This window comes from Bacteroides sp. AN502(2024), assembly GCF_041227145.1.
GTDB lineage: Bacteria > Bacteroidota > Bacteroidia > Bacteroidales > Bacteroidaceae > Bacteroides.
In genome coordinates this window covers 189801-207548 of record NZ_JBGFSP010000009.1, presented here as the reverse complement: position 1 = coordinate 207548, position 17748 = coordinate 189801, and the positions used below count along the sequence as shown (strand labels likewise).

Below are 17748 nucleotides of genomic sequence, written 5' to 3'. Positions count from 1 at the left end.
GCGGCTTGAAAAGGTCACGGAGGTGGAAATCACCCGCGACACCGAAAAGATGGGATGAATGCCGTCTGACATTGCCCAAAAAAATCAAGTGGGACGGTGCTGCCGAGATACCCGTGCAGCGCGGCGACGGGGTGAAAGTGTGGCTGGGCTACGACGGGGATTTGCAGTTGACCTTTGTGGGTTACGTGCGTGACGTAGGTTTTAAGACGCCCGTCGTTATTACCTGCGAGGACGAAATGTTCAAGTTGAAACAGATGCAGGCACAGAAGAAAGCCTACAAGAGCGTGAACCTTGAAACCCTGTTGAAAGAACAAGGCCTGAACTACCCGCTGCGCGTGATGGGTGAACAGAACCTCGGCCAGTACCGTGTCACGGCGGACACCGTGGCATCGCTTCTCGGCCACTTGCAGGAAAACGGCGTCCGCTCGTTCTTCCGCTACGAGGACGGCAGCCCCGTGCTTTATTGCAGTGTCCTGTTCGAGAGGGAAACCAGCCGCCCGACGCAGGTTTTCGCCACGGGTGTAAATATCATCGACGACCGGAACCTGGAACAGCAAAAGGCTGAAAACATGCGGCTGCGCATCAAAGCGGTCAGCCTAATGCCGAATAACAAAAAAATCAGGGTGGAGGTGGGCGACGCCGACGGCGAACACCGTACCCTCCATACCTACAACAAGCAGGAAGCCGAACTCAAAGCGTGGGCGCAGCAGGAAATCAAGCGTCTTAAACGTGACGGCCTTACGGGCAGTTTCAAGACGTTCGGTTACAGTCTGCTCGATAAGCTGGACGCCATCGGCATCAAGATAGACGGCGAGAAAAAGGTGTCTATCAGGTAAAGAAAAATATAATCAAATACGGCACGGGCGGCTTCCGTCAGGAAATCACGCTCGGCCAACGAGTAGAAGAATGAACAATATAAAAGAAACCATCAGGCAGTTGGCACAGGGCGGCCGCCAGAGCGCGAGCCTTGTCTGCACGGTGGACACCGTGGACAAGACGGCGCGCACGGTGGACTGCACGCCATTGGACGAAAGCGCGCCGCTTCTGGGCGTGAACCTGCAAGCCAATCAGGAAAGCACGTTCGGAGTGGTGACGTACCCGAAAGTGGGTAGTTATGTGGTTGTCGGTTTTGTGGCCGACGGTGCTGCGGGGGTGGTGTTGCTAACCGACGAAGTGGAAAGCGTCGAGGTGGTAATCAGTGGCGACACCGCCCGGATTTCAGCCGACAAAGACGGTGTGCGCGTGCTGATGGGCGACGATACCGGTGCGGAACTGACAACAGAGGGCATAACACTGAACAGCGGCGGCTTCGGCGGCACGGTTAAGGTCGAGCAGCTGACTGAACATTTCAACGCCATAGAGAATGACATCAACGAGTTGAAAAACATCTTTTCCGCATGGGTGGCCGTTCCGCAGGATGGCGGTGCGGCGTTATCCGCATTGACGGGGAACTGGGCGGGCAACCTGCTGACGCCTACACAGCGGGGTGATTATGAAAACGAAAAAGTGAAACACGGATGAACGGCATACTGATAGACGCGGAAAGTGGCGACCTGCTGATAGAGCGCGGCAGTGTCGTAATCGGTAACACTGACAGCCAGATTGTCGAGGGTGTCCTTATTGTCATGCGTGGCGAGTGGAAAGAATTTCCGCTTATTGGCGGCGAAGTGAAAAAAATGCTTGGCGGCGAGGTGGATGTCATGTGGCGGGGTCAGGTCAAAAAAAATGCTGGAGGCCTGCGGGCTTGACGTCCGGAAAGTGAGCATAACGGAAGATAACATTATAACAGTGGAATGATGGAAGTAACAGTAAAGGACAGACAGAGCCTGCTCGACATGGCCGTGGAGACTTCGGGCAGCATGGAAGCCGCTTTCAGGCTTTCCGAAGCAAACGGCATAAGCCTGACAGATACCTTGCAGGACGGGCAGGTTCTTGATACGGTTGCCGTCGAAAATGCCGACACGGTGCGCCGTTACAGTGTGCAGAACCTGCAACCCGCCACGGCATTGAGTGCGGACGAAATGGCCGCACTCGCACAGGAGGGCATCAACTTCATGGGAATAGAAATAGATTTTATTGTAAGCTAAATAATTGGGATATGGCAAGAACAATCTCGGACATAAAAGACAGTATGACGACCGACTTCATGCGCAATTCGGATGTTGCGCGCGCCTATGGTTTTGAGACGGGGACGGCTTTTTCCTCGCATTTCAGCAAGGTAAGCGTTGAGAGCCTGCTGTTCTATATCGTGGCTTGTGCCACATGGGTACTTGAAAACCTTTTTGACAGGCATAAAAAGGACGTGGAGGAACGCATCGAGGCTATCATGCCTCACCGCCCCAAATGGTACAGGGACAAGGTGCTGGGTTTCATAAAAGACAAAACCCTCGTTCCCGATACGGATCACTACGACACGGAGGGCATGAGTGACGGTGACATCGAGACCGCCCACGTGGTAAAATATGCCGCGGCCACAGAAAATGCCGATGCCTCCATCCTTACCATCAAGGTGGCGGGTGATGCCGGGGGAAAGCGGCAGCCGCTCGATACCGATACGGAGGGGCAGCTTGCGGCCTACATTGCGGAAATAAAAGACGCCGGCGTGCGTGTGAACCTCGTAAACCGGCCTCCTGACGCATTCAATTGCGAGGCGGACGTATATTTTGACGCGATGCTGCTGTCCGAAAATGTCGAGACGGCCTGCCGTGAAGCCATTATCGCCTATATCGAAAACCTGCCTTTCAACGGTGAATACACCAACATGGCACTTGTGGATTGTCTGCAAGCCATCGACGGGGTGCGCATTGTCGAGTTGCGCGGGTCTGAAACGATGGTAAGCGGCGAGGGTACGCCCACGAAGATAAACGCCCGTTACACACCTGCGTCGGGTTATTTCAAAGCTGGAAATATCAAACTTAACATGACACCTTACAAATGAGCCTCTATGACCTTAAAATAAAACGTCTGGCGTTGCTGTTGCTGCCCACACACTACCGCAGGCCTCTGATTGCCGCCTTTGCGCAAAGCATGGTGCAGGGTGTGAACATCGTTTACGGAAATTTCATGCGCTGGCGTCAGGATAAGCAATACAGGCTGTCGCATAACGGGCAGGTGTGCCACCTGCGTGCCGTCCTGAATGACACGTTCGACCCTGTGGAACGCCGTATTCTGGTGGAGGACGAATGGAGCGTGTCATTGCAGGGACAACGCATTTTCCAACGCGAGCAGGAGCGGTTCATACTGCTACCTTCGCATATCATGGGAACTGCTTTTATCCTTAACCGCCGCGGCTTCGGTGGTGTGAATGGTTACGATTTTTGGGTCACGGTACCGATAAGCCTGCGCGACCGGGTGGATGAAAATCGTATGAACGCAATCGTGGACACTTACAAACTTGCTTCAAAACGTTGGACTATAAACTACAAATAAAAAAGATAATGGATAAAATCACAGGTAATTACCTGACACAGGGAAACAAGGATTTTCCGCTGGACTGTGAGACGCTGGACGCCTTGCAGACCAATATCGCGCTTGTCGCTATATTAGGCAACATCGCCGGCGACAAAGTAATCCTGCGCGGCTGCGACCTTTCACAGGACGGCACAAAGCGTTCCGAGGGCTATGTATTTGTACGGACGGCGGCTTTTCCCGCCGGTGAAGTTTTGCGTTTCGAGGGCGGTGCGGTCGGCAGCGGCATGTATGTGAAACAAGAGGATATACCCGTGACGGCGCAAGGATACGATTATCCGAAAGCCTACACGAAACGGACGCTTGCCGCGGGTGTGGGCTATGAAAATTTCAGATGGGAGGACTTCAAGAATGTGCAGACTTCTGACGCACTTAATCAGGCTATTGCCGACCTGAAAGAAGACCTGCAAGAGGAGGCGGCAAAATTCACCCCCGCACCTTTGGGTATCGTGCTGCTATGGGCGGGAAAAACCGAGCCTGACGGTTACGCCCTTTGTGACGGGCGGCAATTAAGCACAAAGGACTATCCCGACCTGTACAAGGCTTTGGGTACGACCTTTAACAATGCTTACAGTGCCAACGGTACACGGTACACTACGACCAGCGGCTTTTTCCGTCTTCCCGATCTGCGCGGCCGTTTTGTCGTGGGCTACCACGACAGTGATAATGACTACAAGACGAAAGGCACGGCAGGCGGTGAGAAAAAACATGCCCTTACCATCAATGAAATGCCGAACCATGCGCATACGTTCAAGGATTATTATTATCCGGAAGCCCACGACGGCCAGAACTACGACACCATCGTGACGAACAACAATATCGGGTCAAATGATACGGATTATGACAACAAGCATCTGTTCTATTACAGGCATGACACGGAAGGCAAGGGCGGTGGTGCGCAACATGAAAACCGTCCCCCGTATTATGTTTTGGCTTATATCATGCGACTTAAATAAATAATATCACAATGGCTATCAGATTACGTTCAACATTAAAACAATGGTTCAAACGCGGAAAATACCCGATTGAAGAACAGTTCGCGGACTGGATAGACAGTTTTCTGCATAAGACGGAAGACAAACTGCCCCTTGCCAATGTGGAGGATCTCCCTGAACAGCTAAATGCGAAATACGACCACTCCTCCGGTGTGGCTTTGGAAAAAAGACACAGTATGTTGCGCACGGAGTTCGACCAACATACAGCCGTGGCCGAGAAAGAGTTCAGGCGCGTTTCGGACGACATGGACGACTTGCAAGCCACGGACATACGACAGCAGGCGGAGATCGACACGGCCAACGCCGATGCGGAAAGCCTGCGAGGGTGTCTGCACCCCACGGATCCCTGCGCTTCTCTGGAAAGCACGTTTTCCGCCTTGGGCGCGAATTACAGCACGTTATGGGCTTTGGCGAATACAATTAAGACCTTTTTGGAAGCAAAGGACACGGCCGACAGTACGATCAACCGATGGCGGGAGATGGAAGCGTTTCTCCAAGGGGTGACCGATGCGGAGACGCTGACCGGCATGCTGGAAGAACTACGGAAAACCATCGCAACCGCTTGTCACGAAGAAATAAGCGATGAGACAAAACGTGCCACCGATGCCGAGGAAGGCTTGAGAAAGACCCTCGAGAACCTGCGCGACTCGCTTGCCGACCGCAGCTACACGCTCGACTTCGGGCAGACGGGAGTCGCCATTCAGGATGTCAACATGGAGGCGTATGCGGTGACGATGAAAGAGGTGCGTCTGTTCAACGTGGCACACCTGTGGATAACCGCCGGGAACACGATACGCCGGGAGGTCGATCCCGAAAACCCGCAGGCGATACTGATTGAACCGGGACAACTCGCCACATGGGAAATCCAACGCGTCAACGAAGCCGCGGCGGCCGTCGGAATAAGATGTGTGATGAGCCGGCCTCACCGGCGTGCCTCTGATGTATAATCTCTAAACCAATATCGAATGGAAATCAAAATAAAAGAAGGAGTGACGTGGCAGACAGACCCGCACACTTCGCAAACCGAATCCGCCATGAGGTGGATATACGAAGAAATCTATCCTCTTCTGGCCATGAATACCGAAGAAACGGGAAAGGTCATGCCTCAAACCGACCGGTTCGGGCGCCCCATAAGGTGGGTGATTGAAAATAAGGCGTGGCGTGTAACCATCCGCCGCGAGTATATCAACCCGCAACAACCCACATGGGGACGACGCGGGGATGTCATCAATGTGGAAACGGTGAAAGGAGGTGAGGAATGAGACCTTATTTGTGGCGGACACGAAACGCCCGGTGTGTCTATGTGGACTCATACGCGGGAAACGACCTCATCGGCACAGGAACCCCGGATAATCCCTATCAGACACTGGGAAAGGCGTATAGGGGACACGGAACCGCGGCGAAAGAAATCATCTGCCGAGGACGATTCTGCGAGGACATGTCCGATGGAGACCACGATACCCGCATACAAGGAGACTACATGGGAGCGGCCACATTCGACGGGCAAGACACCTATCTCATTCATGGCTTCACGCTGAATGACATCATCGTGGAGAATTGCGCGCCGGCCACCTACACCGCCATGATACGATACGGCGCATGGGGATATGCCGGGGTGGGACGTGCCTGGGGAGGATATTTCGGGTGGGCGCAGCACTCATGGGGTGTGGGCGACCATAGCGTTATCATACGCAACTCACCCTTATACATGGGGTGCATCGGCGGGAAAAGAGGCATACACCATGTGGTGATAGACAGCCCCAAGATCTGCGGAGATAGGAAAATATGCTATGCGGGTAATGGAGAAGTGTCTCACTTCACTGTCCATAACGTGCCCATCGGACACCGTAGGCGGGAATCGTACGGCATCGAAATTATCCGTACAAGCATTCTTGCCCGGTGCGATTTCTACGCCGACGAACCGTTGCGTTTCGAGGAGTGCCTGTTCACTGCCGATTGCCGCTGGTTCCTCGACGGTGAGGAACTCATTACCGAAGCATCCGGGGGAGAAGCGCGACGTGACAGTCTGCTCGGGCAATGCCGCGGACGGGGTGTGAGAGAGGAACTCATGCCCGTGTTCACCCGCTGCATCTTCACAGCGCAAACGGCGGAAGAACTTTTTAACAACCCCGGAGCAGGTGATCTGACACTTCGAGCCGACAGCCCGGCCGCCAATCCCGCCGGATTCCTGCCGGGCATTACCGATTCCTATCTGGGTGCCTTGCCTCCCGCACTCTCCATACCCATCATGGATAACAGTATAGGTATAGCCGGCACATGGGACGAGCAGAGTGCGGCCGGCATACTCACCATTGCAGGCGGAGCCATCTGTCTGGATGAGACAAGCATCGACACGGTGGGCGAAGTGCTCAGTAAAATCATCAGACTCGACACCGCACGGGCATCCGTTACCGGTATACTCGCATCGTTCACCTCCCTGTTCGGTTCGCACGGCATCGTACTCAACGACCGCCCCGTGACCGACCGCACATTCGCCCCCGGAGACCTCCTGCCGCAAGGCCGGTACGTAGTAGATGGAAACGTGGCATACCGCAACGCCGTTTATGTCACGGGAAACGTGCTGGCGGTCGACGAGGAGGGTACCACGTTCGTATCCGGGCTTAACGGCACGGATACGGGTACACTTCACACACTCGAAGACCCCAACATCGAAAACGTGTGCTACCTGCGATCGACCCCCGTCATATTCTCCACGCTGCAGGCGGCAGACTCCCTGCAAAGCGGTGGTGTCTATCTCAACACGGGTGAGAGCCCCATCCGATACCGCGGACGGACCGTTGTGCCCGGCGAGAGTTTCGTGGCGGCCAACGATACCGACATATTCATACCACCCGCCGATGATCCTGAATACCGCATCGCCATCATGTTCGACGACACACGGGTGCCCGCACAGCCGTGGATACCCGCACAACTCTTCGGCGACTACTTTGTCTGCAAGTCCGGCGGCGTGGTACAGTATGATGATGACGGCATCCCCGTCTCCTCGGGGAACAACCGCTCCTATCAGCCTCAAAGCGATGGCGGATACGCCGAAAAACTGTGCAAGAGTGTGATGAACGACCGCTATTGCCAATTTAAAATAATAGCCCGTAAACAGTAAGCAATGAAACCGATCATCCGTACATTCTCAATTGGCGCATCACCGCGGACAGTCCGTGATGATTCCGCCATGCTGCGCGGTTTTGCGCTCCATGTCCACATGGCGACGGGGGATGAAGAAAGAAAAAACGGTATCATCCGCTCGTTCAACGTGCGGAGTGTGGCCCGATGCCATGCGCCGGAACAGTCACCGTATCTCTTGCGATCGTTCGTCGCTGTCACGGCTCCACCCGACAACCCGCAGGAACCACTCATCGTGCGCCACCCGGCAAAAGGATCGTGAGGGAAATATTCATGAAACATTAAAACGCTATCAATATGCTGAATGATTAAAGAAAATCTGTTTGTCCTGAAACAAACCTCATCGCTCGGCGACCTGCTTATCAAACCCGTGACAAAGGAACTAGCCCGCCAAATGGTGCTTGAACACCATTATTCCCATAAATGGAACTTTGGCGGCTTTGGAGTGTTTAACTTCGGTATCTTCCGCGCCGATGAACCGGACAAATGCCTCGGTGTTGCGGTTTACGGTTACATGAAGAATCCCAAAGTAAGATTATTCCATCACCCGAGTCCGAAAGCGTGGATATGCGAATTAAACCGTTTGTGGATTGACGACTGCCTCGGGAAGAATGCGGAAACCGTGCTAATTGCCGCCAGCATCAAGTTGATCCGCAAAATGGATGAGAATATCGTGGCTATACAAAGTTTCGCCGATGGTCGTTTAGGCTGCGGAACAATTTACAAGGCGGCCAACTTCAAATATTACGGCTTTCATTACACGCGTTTTCTGCGCAATAGGCGAACGGGCGAGTTTATCCATAACCAAATACTCACAAATACGACATCACCATCCGGCTATGTACGTTCAAATGTAGCCTTCTTGCTTGGTGACCTGGATGTGTTCGTGGTGAAAACCTACCGTTACATTTATCCTTTGTGCAAGCATTTTCAGTTTAAGATGAAAGAAAAGCCTTATCCCGAATATGACAAAGGGATGGAACAAATAGAGTGGCAAAGAGACAGGCACAAGATAAAGACAAACATTGTTCGCCTGCTTGATAAGCTGGTTACATAAAAAGCTTGCTAACGGGGCAAACCTATGCAAAACGATCTCTTAATCACTAAGCAAAGATAATGATTTTCTACGAATTGAACAAATAAAGTGCAGGCAAAATGCAGATGAAAAACAACATTTTCCGCGCTTTTTGCAGATGTTCAAAAGGCATTTAATTACCGCTTGAATGGTGATTAAATGCCTTTGCTTTGATGGGCTGAAAAAATAGTGAAAATTGTACGTTTCGTTTTAGAAAATTGTACGTTTCGTTTTCGCGATTATAAAATACACCATATAAATGATGACAAAAAGATTGGAATGGATAGACAACATAAAGGGTATAGGCATCCTTTGCGTTGTATTGGGACACATTGCTTATATGCCTTTCAACAAGACAGAATGGATGCTTGGACATTTATTTCCCATGTTCTATATGAGTATGTTTTTCATGGCTTCGGGTTATGTGGGATATAAAATATTTACTCGACCTTTGGCGTGGAGAGATGTTGCTAATTATAAAAATTTTACATTGCTTATACCGTTTCTTGTGTTAGGGCTCAGTTATACAGCACTGCTAAAATATCAGCAAGGCATTCTGTATGATATAGAATCTTTGGGTACGCTGTTTACCGTTCAAGCAAAAAACGGATATTGGTTTATATATTCGTTGTTTTTCTTCCGCCTTACAAGTATAGTGGTTTTATATATAGCACAAAGTATGCGCATAAATAATTTCTATTTGCAATGCCTTGGCATACTTCTTGTGGGGTGGTAATTTCTTTTTACATACATCTTTTCGCTAAAGATTATCTTGTATTTTATTTGCTGGGAATAACGTTCAGGTACAAAAATTGGTATGAATGGTTCGCACAACATCAAAACATAGTAGGTATACTCGGATTGACGGGTACTGTATTGTTCTCCATTATCTATACAACAGGTATTGACTGTAATACAATACTCACATATCTTATTCGTACACCTCTCACCATTTTTGTATTTATGATCATAAGTCAGTGGAAATCTGATAGCAAAATAAATCGGTTCGTTAATTATTGCGGGCATATCAGTTTAGACATTTATGTGATACACTATTTTTTCTTTTTAGGATTTAAAGGCTCTATTTCCACTATATTGCAAGGGTGGCAAATGTCGGAATTTCCTTTTGTGATACAATTACTCGTTTTTTCTATCGGAATGTTTATGATTCTCATTCCCAGTATTTTTGTCTCAAAAATTATTCATGCGAATAGATTGCTTGAAAAGATACTATTGGGGAGATTTTAAATCTATATTTTCAATATGCAACAAACTCAATTGACAATGTTCCAAGCAAAAATACTTATTGGAATGTTCTTGCTTTTATTACTCACTCCAATTCGTAGCATTGCCATCTTGGTATCTCCATTGTTTTTGTATGGGATTTATTGTATTCATCCTTTTAAGGTACAGCGCGGTATGAGATGGTTGATAGCCTTATGGGGTATTACCTCTTTTATGGGAGTTTTAAGTGGAACTACCAATTTGCAAAATGTGATGGTATCAGTCATTATATTCCTACCGATGTTATACTTGTTTTTTATCAAGCCACAACGGAATATACGTTCTCTGTTTACTGTCAAATTGAGCTTACTGCAACGCTGGATGCTATATATACTAATACCTCTCAATATCTTTGGAGGAGTATGTTGGGTGAAATCAGGAATGATCGGAGACGCGTGGGGTATTCCATACGGAAGCCATTATGAAACGGTGCACGGACTTGCTATGATCAATATATATGTATTGCTTTATTTAGGATTGAAAATATTTTATGAAAAGCGAGATGATAAGACTGTGTTCTTATTTGTATTCTTTCTTATTTCCATATTTGGCTGTCAATATGGGTTGGGAATGATATGTCTGTTTATAAGCATACTGATTTATCTTTTGATGATGAGACGCATCAAGACGGTTGTATTAGCCGTCATGGTACTGGCAATAGGAAGTTGGTTACTCACTTTGGATAGCTTCCGTTATGAGCGAGAAAATATTATGAAAGCAGAAAATGGAAGCGATGCCCGCAAGATGGAAATGTTTGTCGATTTTTTTGACAATGTGAATCATGATATGACTTTTTGTGTCGTAGGAACCGGTGCCGGAGGGTATAACAGTCGGAGCGCATTGTTACTTTCTCCGGATCATTTCAACCCGTTAAAAAAGATATTCGGTTCATCTACCCCCCCCCCCCCCCCTATTATAAGAAAAATATATACAGTTTGTGGAATGACGGATTGGTATCTCAAAGTCATTTTACCGATGGGACGCGCAATAAGCCATACTCCAGTATGGTATCATTATGGGCGGAACATGGAGTGTTTTTCTTTGTGTTTTTTTGCTCACTACTATGGAAAAACTATAGAGATTTAATCAAATTCAAAAAGAGGCAAGCATTTCTTTATCAGTATATATTATTGCTTGATTTGTTCATGATAGTGTCTTTGATAACGCATCTATGGTTAGAAACAAGCGAGTTCATGATGTATGCTTTAATAAGATTTGCTTGTCTTGCAAAAATGACAAATGGAAAAACTTTTAATCCTCCAATACATAGCGTTTTGGCTCAGCATATTCCTCCTTCCCAAAAATCTAACCCAGTTGATTTATGTAATTGAGATAGCACTGTTTTCCGTTTATTGGATACATAGATATAAGATATTCAGCCATAATAGTTCGTTAATCAAAGAAGGATACATATTCAAACGATTGCTTATGGGATTCTTCATGGTGGCATTTGTTTATCTATTGCTATCGTATGTCAATCTGCCAAAGTTATGGAATGTAGAGAACTTGCGGTTTGATATGGCATATATCTATCGTCATTTTATGGTCATTGCAGAAATGGCAATGGCAATGGGGTTGGGTTATTGTTTGTATCGAACAGACTATATATTCCGGATGAAGAAGTTTCAATTGTTCTTGCTTGTTCTTATAGCTTCGGCTTCTTTCTTGCTCGGAGGAGGTCTTAGTCTGATAGGACTGGTGGTAAGTAGCATCTCATTGATGGCAATGAAATTTCGAATGAAGATATTGCTCTTAGTTGTACCTTTTGTTTTTATTGCTCAATCGGCTTATCTCATAGCCTCTATGATATTGATTGCAGTCATTGTTTGTCTTCAACCTCTTATGTCGGCTTTTGCCGAAAATACGAAAACCAAAATATTTGCTTTGCTATCTGCTTTTGCAGTATTGTTGGTGCTTGCTTCTTCGATAGTGATGGAAGTGGTAAATAGCGACCCTAATGCGATTTGGCGTTTGATAGTCTGGACAAATGAAATAGATTCGCTCCGACAGACCGGATTTACAGGTGTGGGGTTTGGTTCAGCCTATGTCACTTCGAATATCGCCAGATTTACCGATAATATCAATATGTATTTCGGAGAAGGCAATAGCGGGTGGGAGGGATTGTTCCTTGTGGCAAATCATAATACATTTCTCAATATGTTCTATCGTATGGGCATTATAGGAGGTGTTCTTTTTATGCTGATCAATATGATGTTTGTGGTATGGAGTGTGAAATGCTATCAAGCATCCGACAACATACATAAACAATATATAGGGTGGTCGTTGGCTAATTTTCTATATCAGGTAATTATCATATTACTCAATCCGGGGCTTGAGATGCTGCAATTTGCTGTCAATTATACATTTTCATTAGCTGTGATGCTGGCTGTGCTATTACATGCCAACAAGTATATATTGACTTTGAAGAAAATAGAAAAACAATAATTATGGACATATTTTTCGCAGGTAATTATTTCGGGACTGGCGGTCCTTGGAATGTAAACAAGAACATAGTAGAATGTTTGAAAGGGAAGGCTTCGTTTACTCATTTCAAATCAAAGATATTGAGGATGATGGAAATGATTTACAAGATAGTCAACTCAAAGGTGATTGTTTTCTCTGGAATTTCAAGCGTTGATCATATCACAGTGCCTATTGCTAAAAAGCTACATAAGAGAATCATATATATCATGCATGGTTGTCTTTCGTGGGAATATGAACAGAATAACTACTTCTCTAATCAGCGTGGAATAGATAACGAACGGTTAATGTTAGAAATGGCTGACAAGATTCTGTGTGTGTCTTCCTTTTACAAGGAACAGATTTCTGAAAGATATCCTCAATATAGACAAAAGCTGGGAGTACTGACTAATGGCATTAATTGGAATGTTCTGACCAAAAACAGAAATATGTCTATAACTAGGGACGATTCTTCAATAGTATTGATAGGAGGTGGTCGTGTGACGAAACGCAATTTACAAGTATGTCAGGCTGTAGAAGAAATAAACAAAGAAGATAATGTTAATATAAAAGTAGCTGTGTACGGATATTATAACGACAATGATGATTCGAAAGCAATCAGTCAAATTTCTTGCACTAGATACCATCATGTTATACCGCAAACAGAGTTGTTTAATGTATTGAATAGAACTGCACTTTTTGTACAAAATTCTGATTTTGAGCCATTTAGTCTTGGGACTATTGAAGCGTTGTCGTGTGGGTGCAGTGTATTGGTGTCGCACAATGTGGGTGCTCGCGAGGTGATAAAAGAACTTACAGATGACGATGTGATAAACGATGTAATGGACATTTCTGAACTGAAATCCAAAATCCGAAAAGTGATGCGACAGGGTAACAATGAGCGGCTGTGGTCAAGCATCGACAAGAGCACTACCTCTAATGAAGCGTCCGTTGAGCGGCTTCTTGCAATCGCTCACAGTTTTATATAGACAACCTTAAAGATATGAAAATAAAAACTCTCTCGTTGCTATATACCAGAAGGTTGTAATAAAAAATAATAGTAGAAAACGGCTATTCACATCAATAATTAAAAGAAAAATGAAGAATAATATATTTCGCAAGGTTATATTTAAAATAGGGGATTTTATTTTTCCTAAACATATAGGCAAGGAATCTTATTTATATATGCAACAAAAGATACAATCAGACACTCCTTTGATGGTGGCACGTTTTGGAGCTGTAGAAATCAAAGCTGTGCTTTATGTAATTTTACCCCCCCCCCTGTCTTATTTGTTAAGAAAATATACTTATAAATGCATGAGAAATAATGCTGGCTTCTTTCCTGTTGATGAGGGGTCGTTAAAACAATTCGCCAAGTTAATGTTACAGGATATGAAGGAGGTGGATATATTGGCCTCTTGGCGACCGGAAGAATTCTTTTTTAGAAAACGATTGCATAATGCTTTTAAAATATCGTTAAGCGATTTATGGCCCAGCTGTGATAGTGATTATTGGAGCAAGGCCTTGCAAGGAAAAAAGATTTTGGTCGTACATCCATTTGCAGATAGTATTCGTACACAATATATGCAGTACAGAGATAAATTGTTTCCCAATGACTTGATATTACCGGAGTTCGAATCATTAGAAACAATAAAAGCAGTACAAACCATAGCTGGAAATACAGACGGATTTTCTAGTTGGTTTGAAGCATTGGAATACATGAAAAATGAAATAAAAGAGAAAGATTTCGAAATAGCTCTATTGGGATGTGGTGCTTATGGGTTTCCCTTAGCTGCATATATTAAAAGAATGGGAAAAAAGGCCATTCATATAGGAGGAACTCTCCAATTAAATTTCGGCATTAAAGGAAAACGCTGGAAACATTATCCTTTCTATAATGAATATTGGGTAGAACCGTCTGCAAATGAAAAACCTAAGAATTTGGAAAAAGTGGAAGGTGGCTGCTATTGGTAAGCCCCAATAAAAACATCTATATGAAACCAACGATTCTTTTTATTCTCCATCTTCCTCTTCCCGTTCATGGTGCGGCGATGGTGGGGAAATATATTCATGACAGCCGTGTGATAAATGAATCATTCGATTGTCATTACATCAATCTTACCACGGCGCGCGACCTTTCCGACATCGGTAAGGTGGGATTGCGGAAAATCAAGCAATGTGCAACGTTGTTAAGGCGGATACGACGAGAGATTAAACGGTTAAGACCTTGTTTCGTTTATGTTACGCCCAATGCCTGCGGCGGAGCTTTTTATAAAGATTTCATTGTGGTGAAAATGTTGAAGCGTATGGGATGTCGTGTGGTTGTGCATTACCATAACAAGGGTGTAGCAACGAGGCAGGACAGGCTGTTCGATGATTTTCTGTACAGGAAATTTTTCAAGGGGCTGAAGGTCATACTTTTGGCAGAAGCTCTTTATCAAGATATAAAGAAATATGTTTGTCGGGATGATGTGTACATTTGTCCGAACGGAATACCGGAGACATTGGCGGATAAAGCTGCGATAGAAAGAAATAACAAGATTCCTCATCTGTTGTTTCTTTCAAATCTTCTGGAGAGTAAAGGCGTGCTGGTTTTGTTGGATGCCTGTAAAATACTGAAAGATAGGGGATATAGTTTTGTTTGCGATTTTGTCGGCAGTGAGACCGCAGAGATAGATGCTGCGCGTTTTATCCGCGAGGTGGAAAAGAGGGGACTTAATAAACAGGTTATCTATCAAGGTAAAAAGTATGGTAGTGACAAGGAACCTTTTTGGCAATATGCAGACATATTCGTTTTTCCAACGTTTTATTGTAACGAGTGCTTTCCATTAGTGCTTCTTGAAGCCATGCAGCATGGAGTAGCTTGCATCAGCACTGCGGAAGGAGGCATACCCGATATCATAGAAGACGGTAAGACCGGATTTGTCATCGAGAAGCAGAATCCGGAACTTTTGGTCGGGAAGATAGAACAACTCATAAATACTCCACAACTGATGACACAATTCGGTCTGTCGGCACGAAAAAGGTTTGAGGAGCGGTTTACGTTGAACGTATTCGAGAGCAGAATCAAGCATATATTTGATAGCCTGATAGTTGTCAATGAATAAATACACAACAACATGTTATTACTAAAAAATCTTACGCTCGTGGAAAGCCGCGAGTCTTTGGCGGATATACCTTGCGGCAAGCGATTGATAAACACGATAAACGCACACTCATTCAACACGGCACAGAAAGATGGTTTATTTGCAGAAGCCTTAAAGAATGGGGATTATCTTATTCCTGATGGAGCAAGCATTGTAAAGGCTTGCCGATGGTTGGGGTGCAAGAGTCAGCCGAAGGAGCGCATAGCCGGATGGGACTTGTTCGAGTTTGAGATGGGGCGGTTGAATGGTAGGGGTGGACGGTGTATGTTCATGGGCAGCTTGCCGAAAGTGCTCGACCTGATTATGGGACGGGCAAAGGCAATATATCCTAACATAGAGGTGGTGACGTATTCTCCTCCTTATAAGCCGGAGTTTACGGAGGAGGAGAACCGGGCGATAATAACAGCTATCAATGACGCTAATCCCGATTTGTTGTGGATAGGAATGACCGCACCGAAGCAGGAGAAATGGACTTATAGTCATTGGAGTGAACTGAATATTCATTGCCATGTGGGTACCATCGGAGCGGTGTTCGACTTCTTTGCTGGTACCTATCAGCGTGCGCCACGCTGGTGGCAGGAGCACTCTTTGGAGTGGTTGTACCGATTGATAAAGGAGCCTCGACGGATGTGGCGCAGGTATGTCATCGGCAATCCGCTGTTTCTGATGAATATCTGGCGTGAGAAATCCAAGGGGTAACGTAACTTGTTGATAAACAGGAGTACGTTGTATGGGGGACAATAATTATTCTAATAACATTTATTATTTTATTATGCAGGAAGTCCAACGTTTTAACAAAGTCCTAAAATCTTTGGTCCTCTTGGGTGATCTTATTTTGCTGAACCTGCTTTTATGGGGATTTAATTTATTGGGGGGTACCCGTTTCTGGTGTATCCATTGCGGTTCTATCTTTCAGGGAATGACTCTTATCACTCTGTGCTATTTACTTTGTAACCTGCGTTCAGGGGTTATTCTTCATCGTCCGGTGGTACGTCCCGGACAGATCATGATTCGTGTCTTACGCAACATGGTTCCTTTTGTCTTTTTCTCGATTTGTACGTTGCTCGTTTTTCATTTTCATTTTTCTCATTCCCGTTATTTCGGATTGTTTTATATCGTTTTGATCGTTGTAATTGTCTGCTATCGCCTGGTTTTCCGCCACTTTTTGGAGCTTTATCGGAAAAGGGGAGGAAATGTCCGCAAGGTCGTATTGGTGGGCGGGCATGAGAATATGCAGGAGCTGTATCATGCGATGACGGATGATCCTACGTCCGGTTATCGTGTACTGGGGTATTTCGAGGATGTTCCTTCCGAACGGTATCCGCAGGATGTTCCCTATTTGGGACACCCCAATGAGGTATGTGCTTTTTTAGAGAGACATGCGGGAGAGATCGACCAGCTTTATTGTAGTCTTCCTTCTGTGCGAAGTGCAGAGATTGTCCCTATCATTAATTACTGTGAAAATCATTTGGTCCGTTTCTTTAGTGTTCCTAATGTCCGTAATTATTTGAAGCGTAGGATGCATTTCGAGCTATTGGGTAATGTGCCCGTGCTTTCCATTCGTTGTGAGCCATTGGAATTATTGGAGAATCGTATGGTCAAGCGTACTTTTGATGTTGTCTGCTCGGGGTTATTTCTTTGTACTATCTTCCCCTTCATATATATATTCTTCGGGATTGCGATTAAGCTGAGTTCTCCCGGTCCTGTCTTTTTCAAACAGAAACGCAGCGGTGAGGATGGCCGTGTATTCTGGTGTTACAAGTTTCGCTCAATGCGGGTTAATGCGCAGTGCAATACCCTTCAGGCTACGGAAAATGATCCTCGTAAAACGCGTATCGGAGAATTTATGAGAAAGACGAGTTTGGACGAATTGCCGCAATTTATAAATGTGCTGAAGGGGGATATGTCCATTGTGGGACCTCGTCCGCACATGCTGAAGCACACGGAGGAGTATTCCCGTCTGATAAATAAGTTCATGGTGCGTCATTTCGTGAAACCCGGAATAACCGGATGGGCACAGGTGACGGGGTTTCGCGGTGAGACGAAAGAACTCTGGCAGATGGAGGGGCGTGTGCAACGTGATATCTGGTATATAGAGCACTGGACGTTTTTATTGGATCTATATATTATATATAAGACGGTGTATAATGCCATGCATGGAGAAAAAGAGGCTTATTGA

General features: G+C 46.1%; 20 protein-coding genes. 19 read left to right on the top strand and 1 reads right to left on the bottom strand.

Translation table 11 applies throughout. From position 1 onward, the window contains the following. The 10 genes from AB9N12_RS17710 to AB9N12_RS17665 form a co-directional block, all read left to right on the top strand. Positions 1–836, top strand: an 836-nt coding sequence (locus AB9N12_RS17710; protein WP_369893436.1) for a hypothetical protein, incomplete at its 5' end; no start/stop codon positions are given. A 70-nt stretch (positions 837–906) separates the two neighbouring features. Continuing rightward, positions 907–1521 carry a hypothetical protein gene (locus AB9N12_RS17705; protein ID WP_369892759.1) on the top strand — a complete coding sequence of 205 codons (615 nt, stop codon included), beginning with the start codon at positions 907–909 and terminating at the stop codon, positions 1519–1521. Then, positions 1518–1748 (top strand): hypothetical protein, encoded by a 231-nt coding sequence (locus AB9N12_RS17700; protein WP_369892758.1) that lies wholly within the window; start codon positions 1518–1520, stop codon positions 1746–1748. Before AB9N12_RS17705 ends, AB9N12_RS17700 begins: the two co-directional genes overlap by 4 nt. 45 nt (positions 1749–1793) lie before the next feature. Next, positions 1794–2087: a hypothetical protein gene (locus AB9N12_RS17695; RefSeq protein ID WP_369892757.1), complete on the top strand. Its 294-nt coding sequence runs from the start codon at positions 1794–1796 to the stop codon at positions 2085–2087. A gap of 11 nt (positions 2088–2098) precedes the next feature. Next, positions 2099–2938 (top strand): hypothetical protein, encoded by an 840-nt coding sequence (locus AB9N12_RS17690; protein ID WP_369893435.1) that lies wholly within the window; start codon positions 2099–2101, stop codon positions 2936–2938. After that, on the top strand, positions 2935–3429 hold the full coding sequence (locus AB9N12_RS17685) for a hypothetical protein (RefSeq protein ID WP_369892754.1): 495 nt from the start codon (positions 2935–2937) through the stop codon (positions 3427–3429). The genes AB9N12_RS17690 and AB9N12_RS17685 overlap by 4 nt, the downstream gene beginning before the upstream one ends. An 8-nt stretch (positions 3430–3437) precedes the next feature. Then, a complete protein-coding gene (locus AB9N12_RS17680) occupies positions 3438–4424 on the top strand; it encodes a tail fiber protein (RefSeq protein ID WP_369892753.1) in 987 nt (328 codons plus the stop codon). An 11-nt stretch (positions 4425–4435) separates the two neighbouring features. Continuing rightward, a complete protein-coding gene (locus AB9N12_RS17675; protein WP_369893434.1) occupies positions 4436–5410 on the top strand; it encodes a hypothetical protein in 975 nt (324 codons plus the stop codon). Positions 5411–5428: 18 nt separating this feature from the next. Beyond that, a complete protein-coding gene (locus tag AB9N12_RS17670) occupies positions 5429–5725 on the top strand; it encodes a hypothetical protein (protein ID WP_369893433.1) in 297 nt (98 codons plus the stop codon). Beyond that, a complete protein-coding gene (locus AB9N12_RS17665) occupies positions 5722–7584 on the top strand; it encodes a hypothetical protein (RefSeq protein ID WP_369893432.1) in 1863 nt (620 codons plus the stop codon). The genes AB9N12_RS17670 and AB9N12_RS17665 overlap by 4 nt, the downstream gene beginning before the upstream one ends. Here AB9N12_RS17665 and AB9N12_RS17660 read toward each other — a convergent pair. Then, positions 7548–7886 carry a hypothetical protein gene (locus tag AB9N12_RS17660; RefSeq protein WP_369893431.1) on the bottom strand — a complete coding sequence of 113 codons (339 nt, stop codon included), beginning with the start codon at positions 7884–7886 and terminating at the stop codon, positions 7548–7550. The two genes, AB9N12_RS17665 and AB9N12_RS17660, sit on opposite strands and share 37 nt — an antisense overlap. 22 nt (positions 7887–7908) lie before the next feature. On the opposite strand from AB9N12_RS17660, the gene AB9N12_RS17655 reads away from it, so the two are divergent. The 9 genes from AB9N12_RS17655 (at position 7909) to AB9N12_RS17615 (ending at position 17748) form a co-directional block, all read left to right on the top strand. Next, positions 7909–8661, top strand: coding sequence for a hypothetical protein (locus tag AB9N12_RS17655; RefSeq protein WP_369893430.1), 753 nt, complete (start codon positions 7909–7911; stop codon positions 8659–8661). A 277-nt stretch (positions 8662–8938) separates the two neighbouring features. Beyond that, complete coding sequence (locus tag AB9N12_RS17650) at positions 8939–9415, top strand: acyltransferase family protein (protein WP_369893428.1); 477 nt, start codon at positions 8939–8941, stop codon at positions 9413–9415. A gap of 575 nt (positions 9416–9990) precedes the next feature. Then, positions 9991–11049 carry a hypothetical protein gene (locus tag AB9N12_RS17645; protein ID WP_369893427.1) on the top strand — a complete coding sequence of 353 codons (1059 nt, stop codon included), beginning with the start codon at positions 9991–9993 and terminating at the stop codon, positions 11047–11049. A 153-nt stretch (positions 11050–11202) separates the two neighbouring features. Next, positions 11203–12408 (top strand): O-antigen ligase family protein, encoded by a 1206-nt coding sequence (locus tag AB9N12_RS17640; RefSeq protein WP_369893426.1) that lies wholly within the window; start codon positions 11203–11205, stop codon positions 12406–12408. A 2-nt stretch (positions 12409–12410) separates the two neighbouring features. Then, positions 12411–13412, top strand: a complete 1002-nt coding sequence (locus AB9N12_RS17635; protein ID WP_369893425.1) for a glycosyltransferase family 4 protein — start codon at positions 12411–12413, stop codon at positions 13410–13412. Between the two features lie 109 nt (positions 13413–13521). Continuing rightward, a complete protein-coding gene (locus AB9N12_RS17630; RefSeq protein ID WP_369893424.1) occupies positions 13522–14397 on the top strand; it encodes a hypothetical protein in 876 nt (291 codons plus the stop codon). Between the two features lie 20 nt (positions 14398–14417). Further along, positions 14418–15530, top strand: coding sequence for a glycosyltransferase family 4 protein (locus AB9N12_RS17625; RefSeq protein WP_369893423.1), 1113 nt, complete (start codon positions 14418–14420; stop codon positions 15528–15530). Positions 15531–15542: 12 nt separating this feature from the next. After that, positions 15543–16268 (top strand): WecB/TagA/CpsF family glycosyltransferase, encoded by a 726-nt coding sequence (locus AB9N12_RS17620; RefSeq protein WP_369893422.1) that lies wholly within the window; start codon positions 15543–15545, stop codon positions 16266–16268. Between the two features lie 73 nt (positions 16269–16341). Then, positions 16342–17748: an undecaprenyl-phosphate glucose phosphotransferase gene (locus AB9N12_RS17615; protein ID WP_369893421.1), complete on the top strand. Its 1407-nt coding sequence runs from the start codon at positions 16342–16344 to the stop codon at positions 17746–17748.

What these genes read in the sequence shown, in the direction of transcription:
- AB9N12_RS17705 (WP_369892759.1), top strand. Translation starts at nt 907, where the DNA reads ATGAACAATATAAAAGAAACCATCAGGCAGTTGGCACAGGGCGGCCGC.
- AB9N12_RS17700 (WP_369892758.1), top strand. Translation starts at nt 1,518, where the DNA reads ATGAACGGCATACTGATAGACGCGGAAAGTGGCGACCTGCTGATAGAG.
- AB9N12_RS17695 (WP_369892757.1), top strand. Translation starts at nt 1,794, where the DNA reads ATGATGGAAGTAACAGTAAAGGACAGACAGAGCCTGCTCGACATGGCC.
- AB9N12_RS17690 (WP_369893435.1), top strand. Translation starts at nt 2,099, where the DNA reads ATGGCAAGAACAATCTCGGACATAAAAGACAGTATGACGACCGACTTC.
- AB9N12_RS17685 (WP_369892754.1), top strand. Translation starts at nt 2,935, where the DNA reads ATGAGCCTCTATGACCTTAAAATAAAACGTCTGGCGTTGCTGTTGCTG.
- AB9N12_RS17680 (WP_369892753.1), top strand. Translation starts at nt 3,438, where the DNA reads ATGGATAAAATCACAGGTAATTACCTGACACAGGGAAACAAGGATTTT.
- AB9N12_RS17675 (WP_369893434.1), top strand. Translation starts at nt 4,436, where the DNA reads ATGGCTATCAGATTACGTTCAACATTAAAACAATGGTTCAAACGCGGA.
- AB9N12_RS17670 (WP_369893433.1), top strand. Translation starts at nt 5,429, where the DNA reads ATGGAAATCAAAATAAAAGAAGGAGTGACGTGGCAGACAGACCCGCAC.
- AB9N12_RS17665 (WP_369893432.1), top strand. Translation starts at nt 5,722, where the DNA reads ATGAGACCTTATTTGTGGCGGACACGAAACGCCCGGTGTGTCTATGTG.
- AB9N12_RS17660 (WP_369893431.1), bottom strand. Translation starts at nt 7,886, where the DNA reads ATGTTTCATGAATATTTCCCTCACGATCCTTTTGCCGGGTGGCGCACG.
- AB9N12_RS17655 (WP_369893430.1), top strand. Translation starts at nt 7,909, where the DNA reads ATGATTAAAGAAAATCTGTTTGTCCTGAAACAAACCTCATCGCTCGGC.
- AB9N12_RS17650 (WP_369893428.1), top strand. Translation starts at nt 8,939, where the DNA reads ATGATGACAAAAAGATTGGAATGGATAGACAACATAAAGGGTATAGGC.
- AB9N12_RS17645 (WP_369893427.1), top strand. Translation starts at nt 9,991, where the DNA reads ATGTTCTTGCTTTTATTACTCACTCCAATTCGTAGCATTGCCATCTTG.
- AB9N12_RS17640 (WP_369893426.1), top strand. Translation starts at nt 11,203, where the DNA reads ATGGAAAAACTTTTAATCCTCCAATACATAGCGTTTTGGCTCAGCATA.
- AB9N12_RS17635 (WP_369893425.1), top strand. Translation starts at nt 12,411, where the DNA reads ATGGACATATTTTTCGCAGGTAATTATTTCGGGACTGGCGGTCCTTGG.
- AB9N12_RS17630 (WP_369893424.1), top strand. Translation starts at nt 13,522, where the DNA reads ATGAAGAATAATATATTTCGCAAGGTTATATTTAAAATAGGGGATTTT.
- AB9N12_RS17625 (WP_369893423.1), top strand. Translation starts at nt 14,418, where the DNA reads ATGAAACCAACGATTCTTTTTATTCTCCATCTTCCTCTTCCCGTTCAT.
- AB9N12_RS17620 (WP_369893422.1), top strand. Translation starts at nt 15,543, where the DNA reads ATGTTATTACTAAAAAATCTTACGCTCGTGGAAAGCCGCGAGTCTTTG.
- AB9N12_RS17615 (WP_369893421.1), top strand. Translation starts at nt 16,342, where the DNA reads ATGCAGGAAGTCCAACGTTTTAACAAAGTCCTAAAATCTTTGGTCCTC.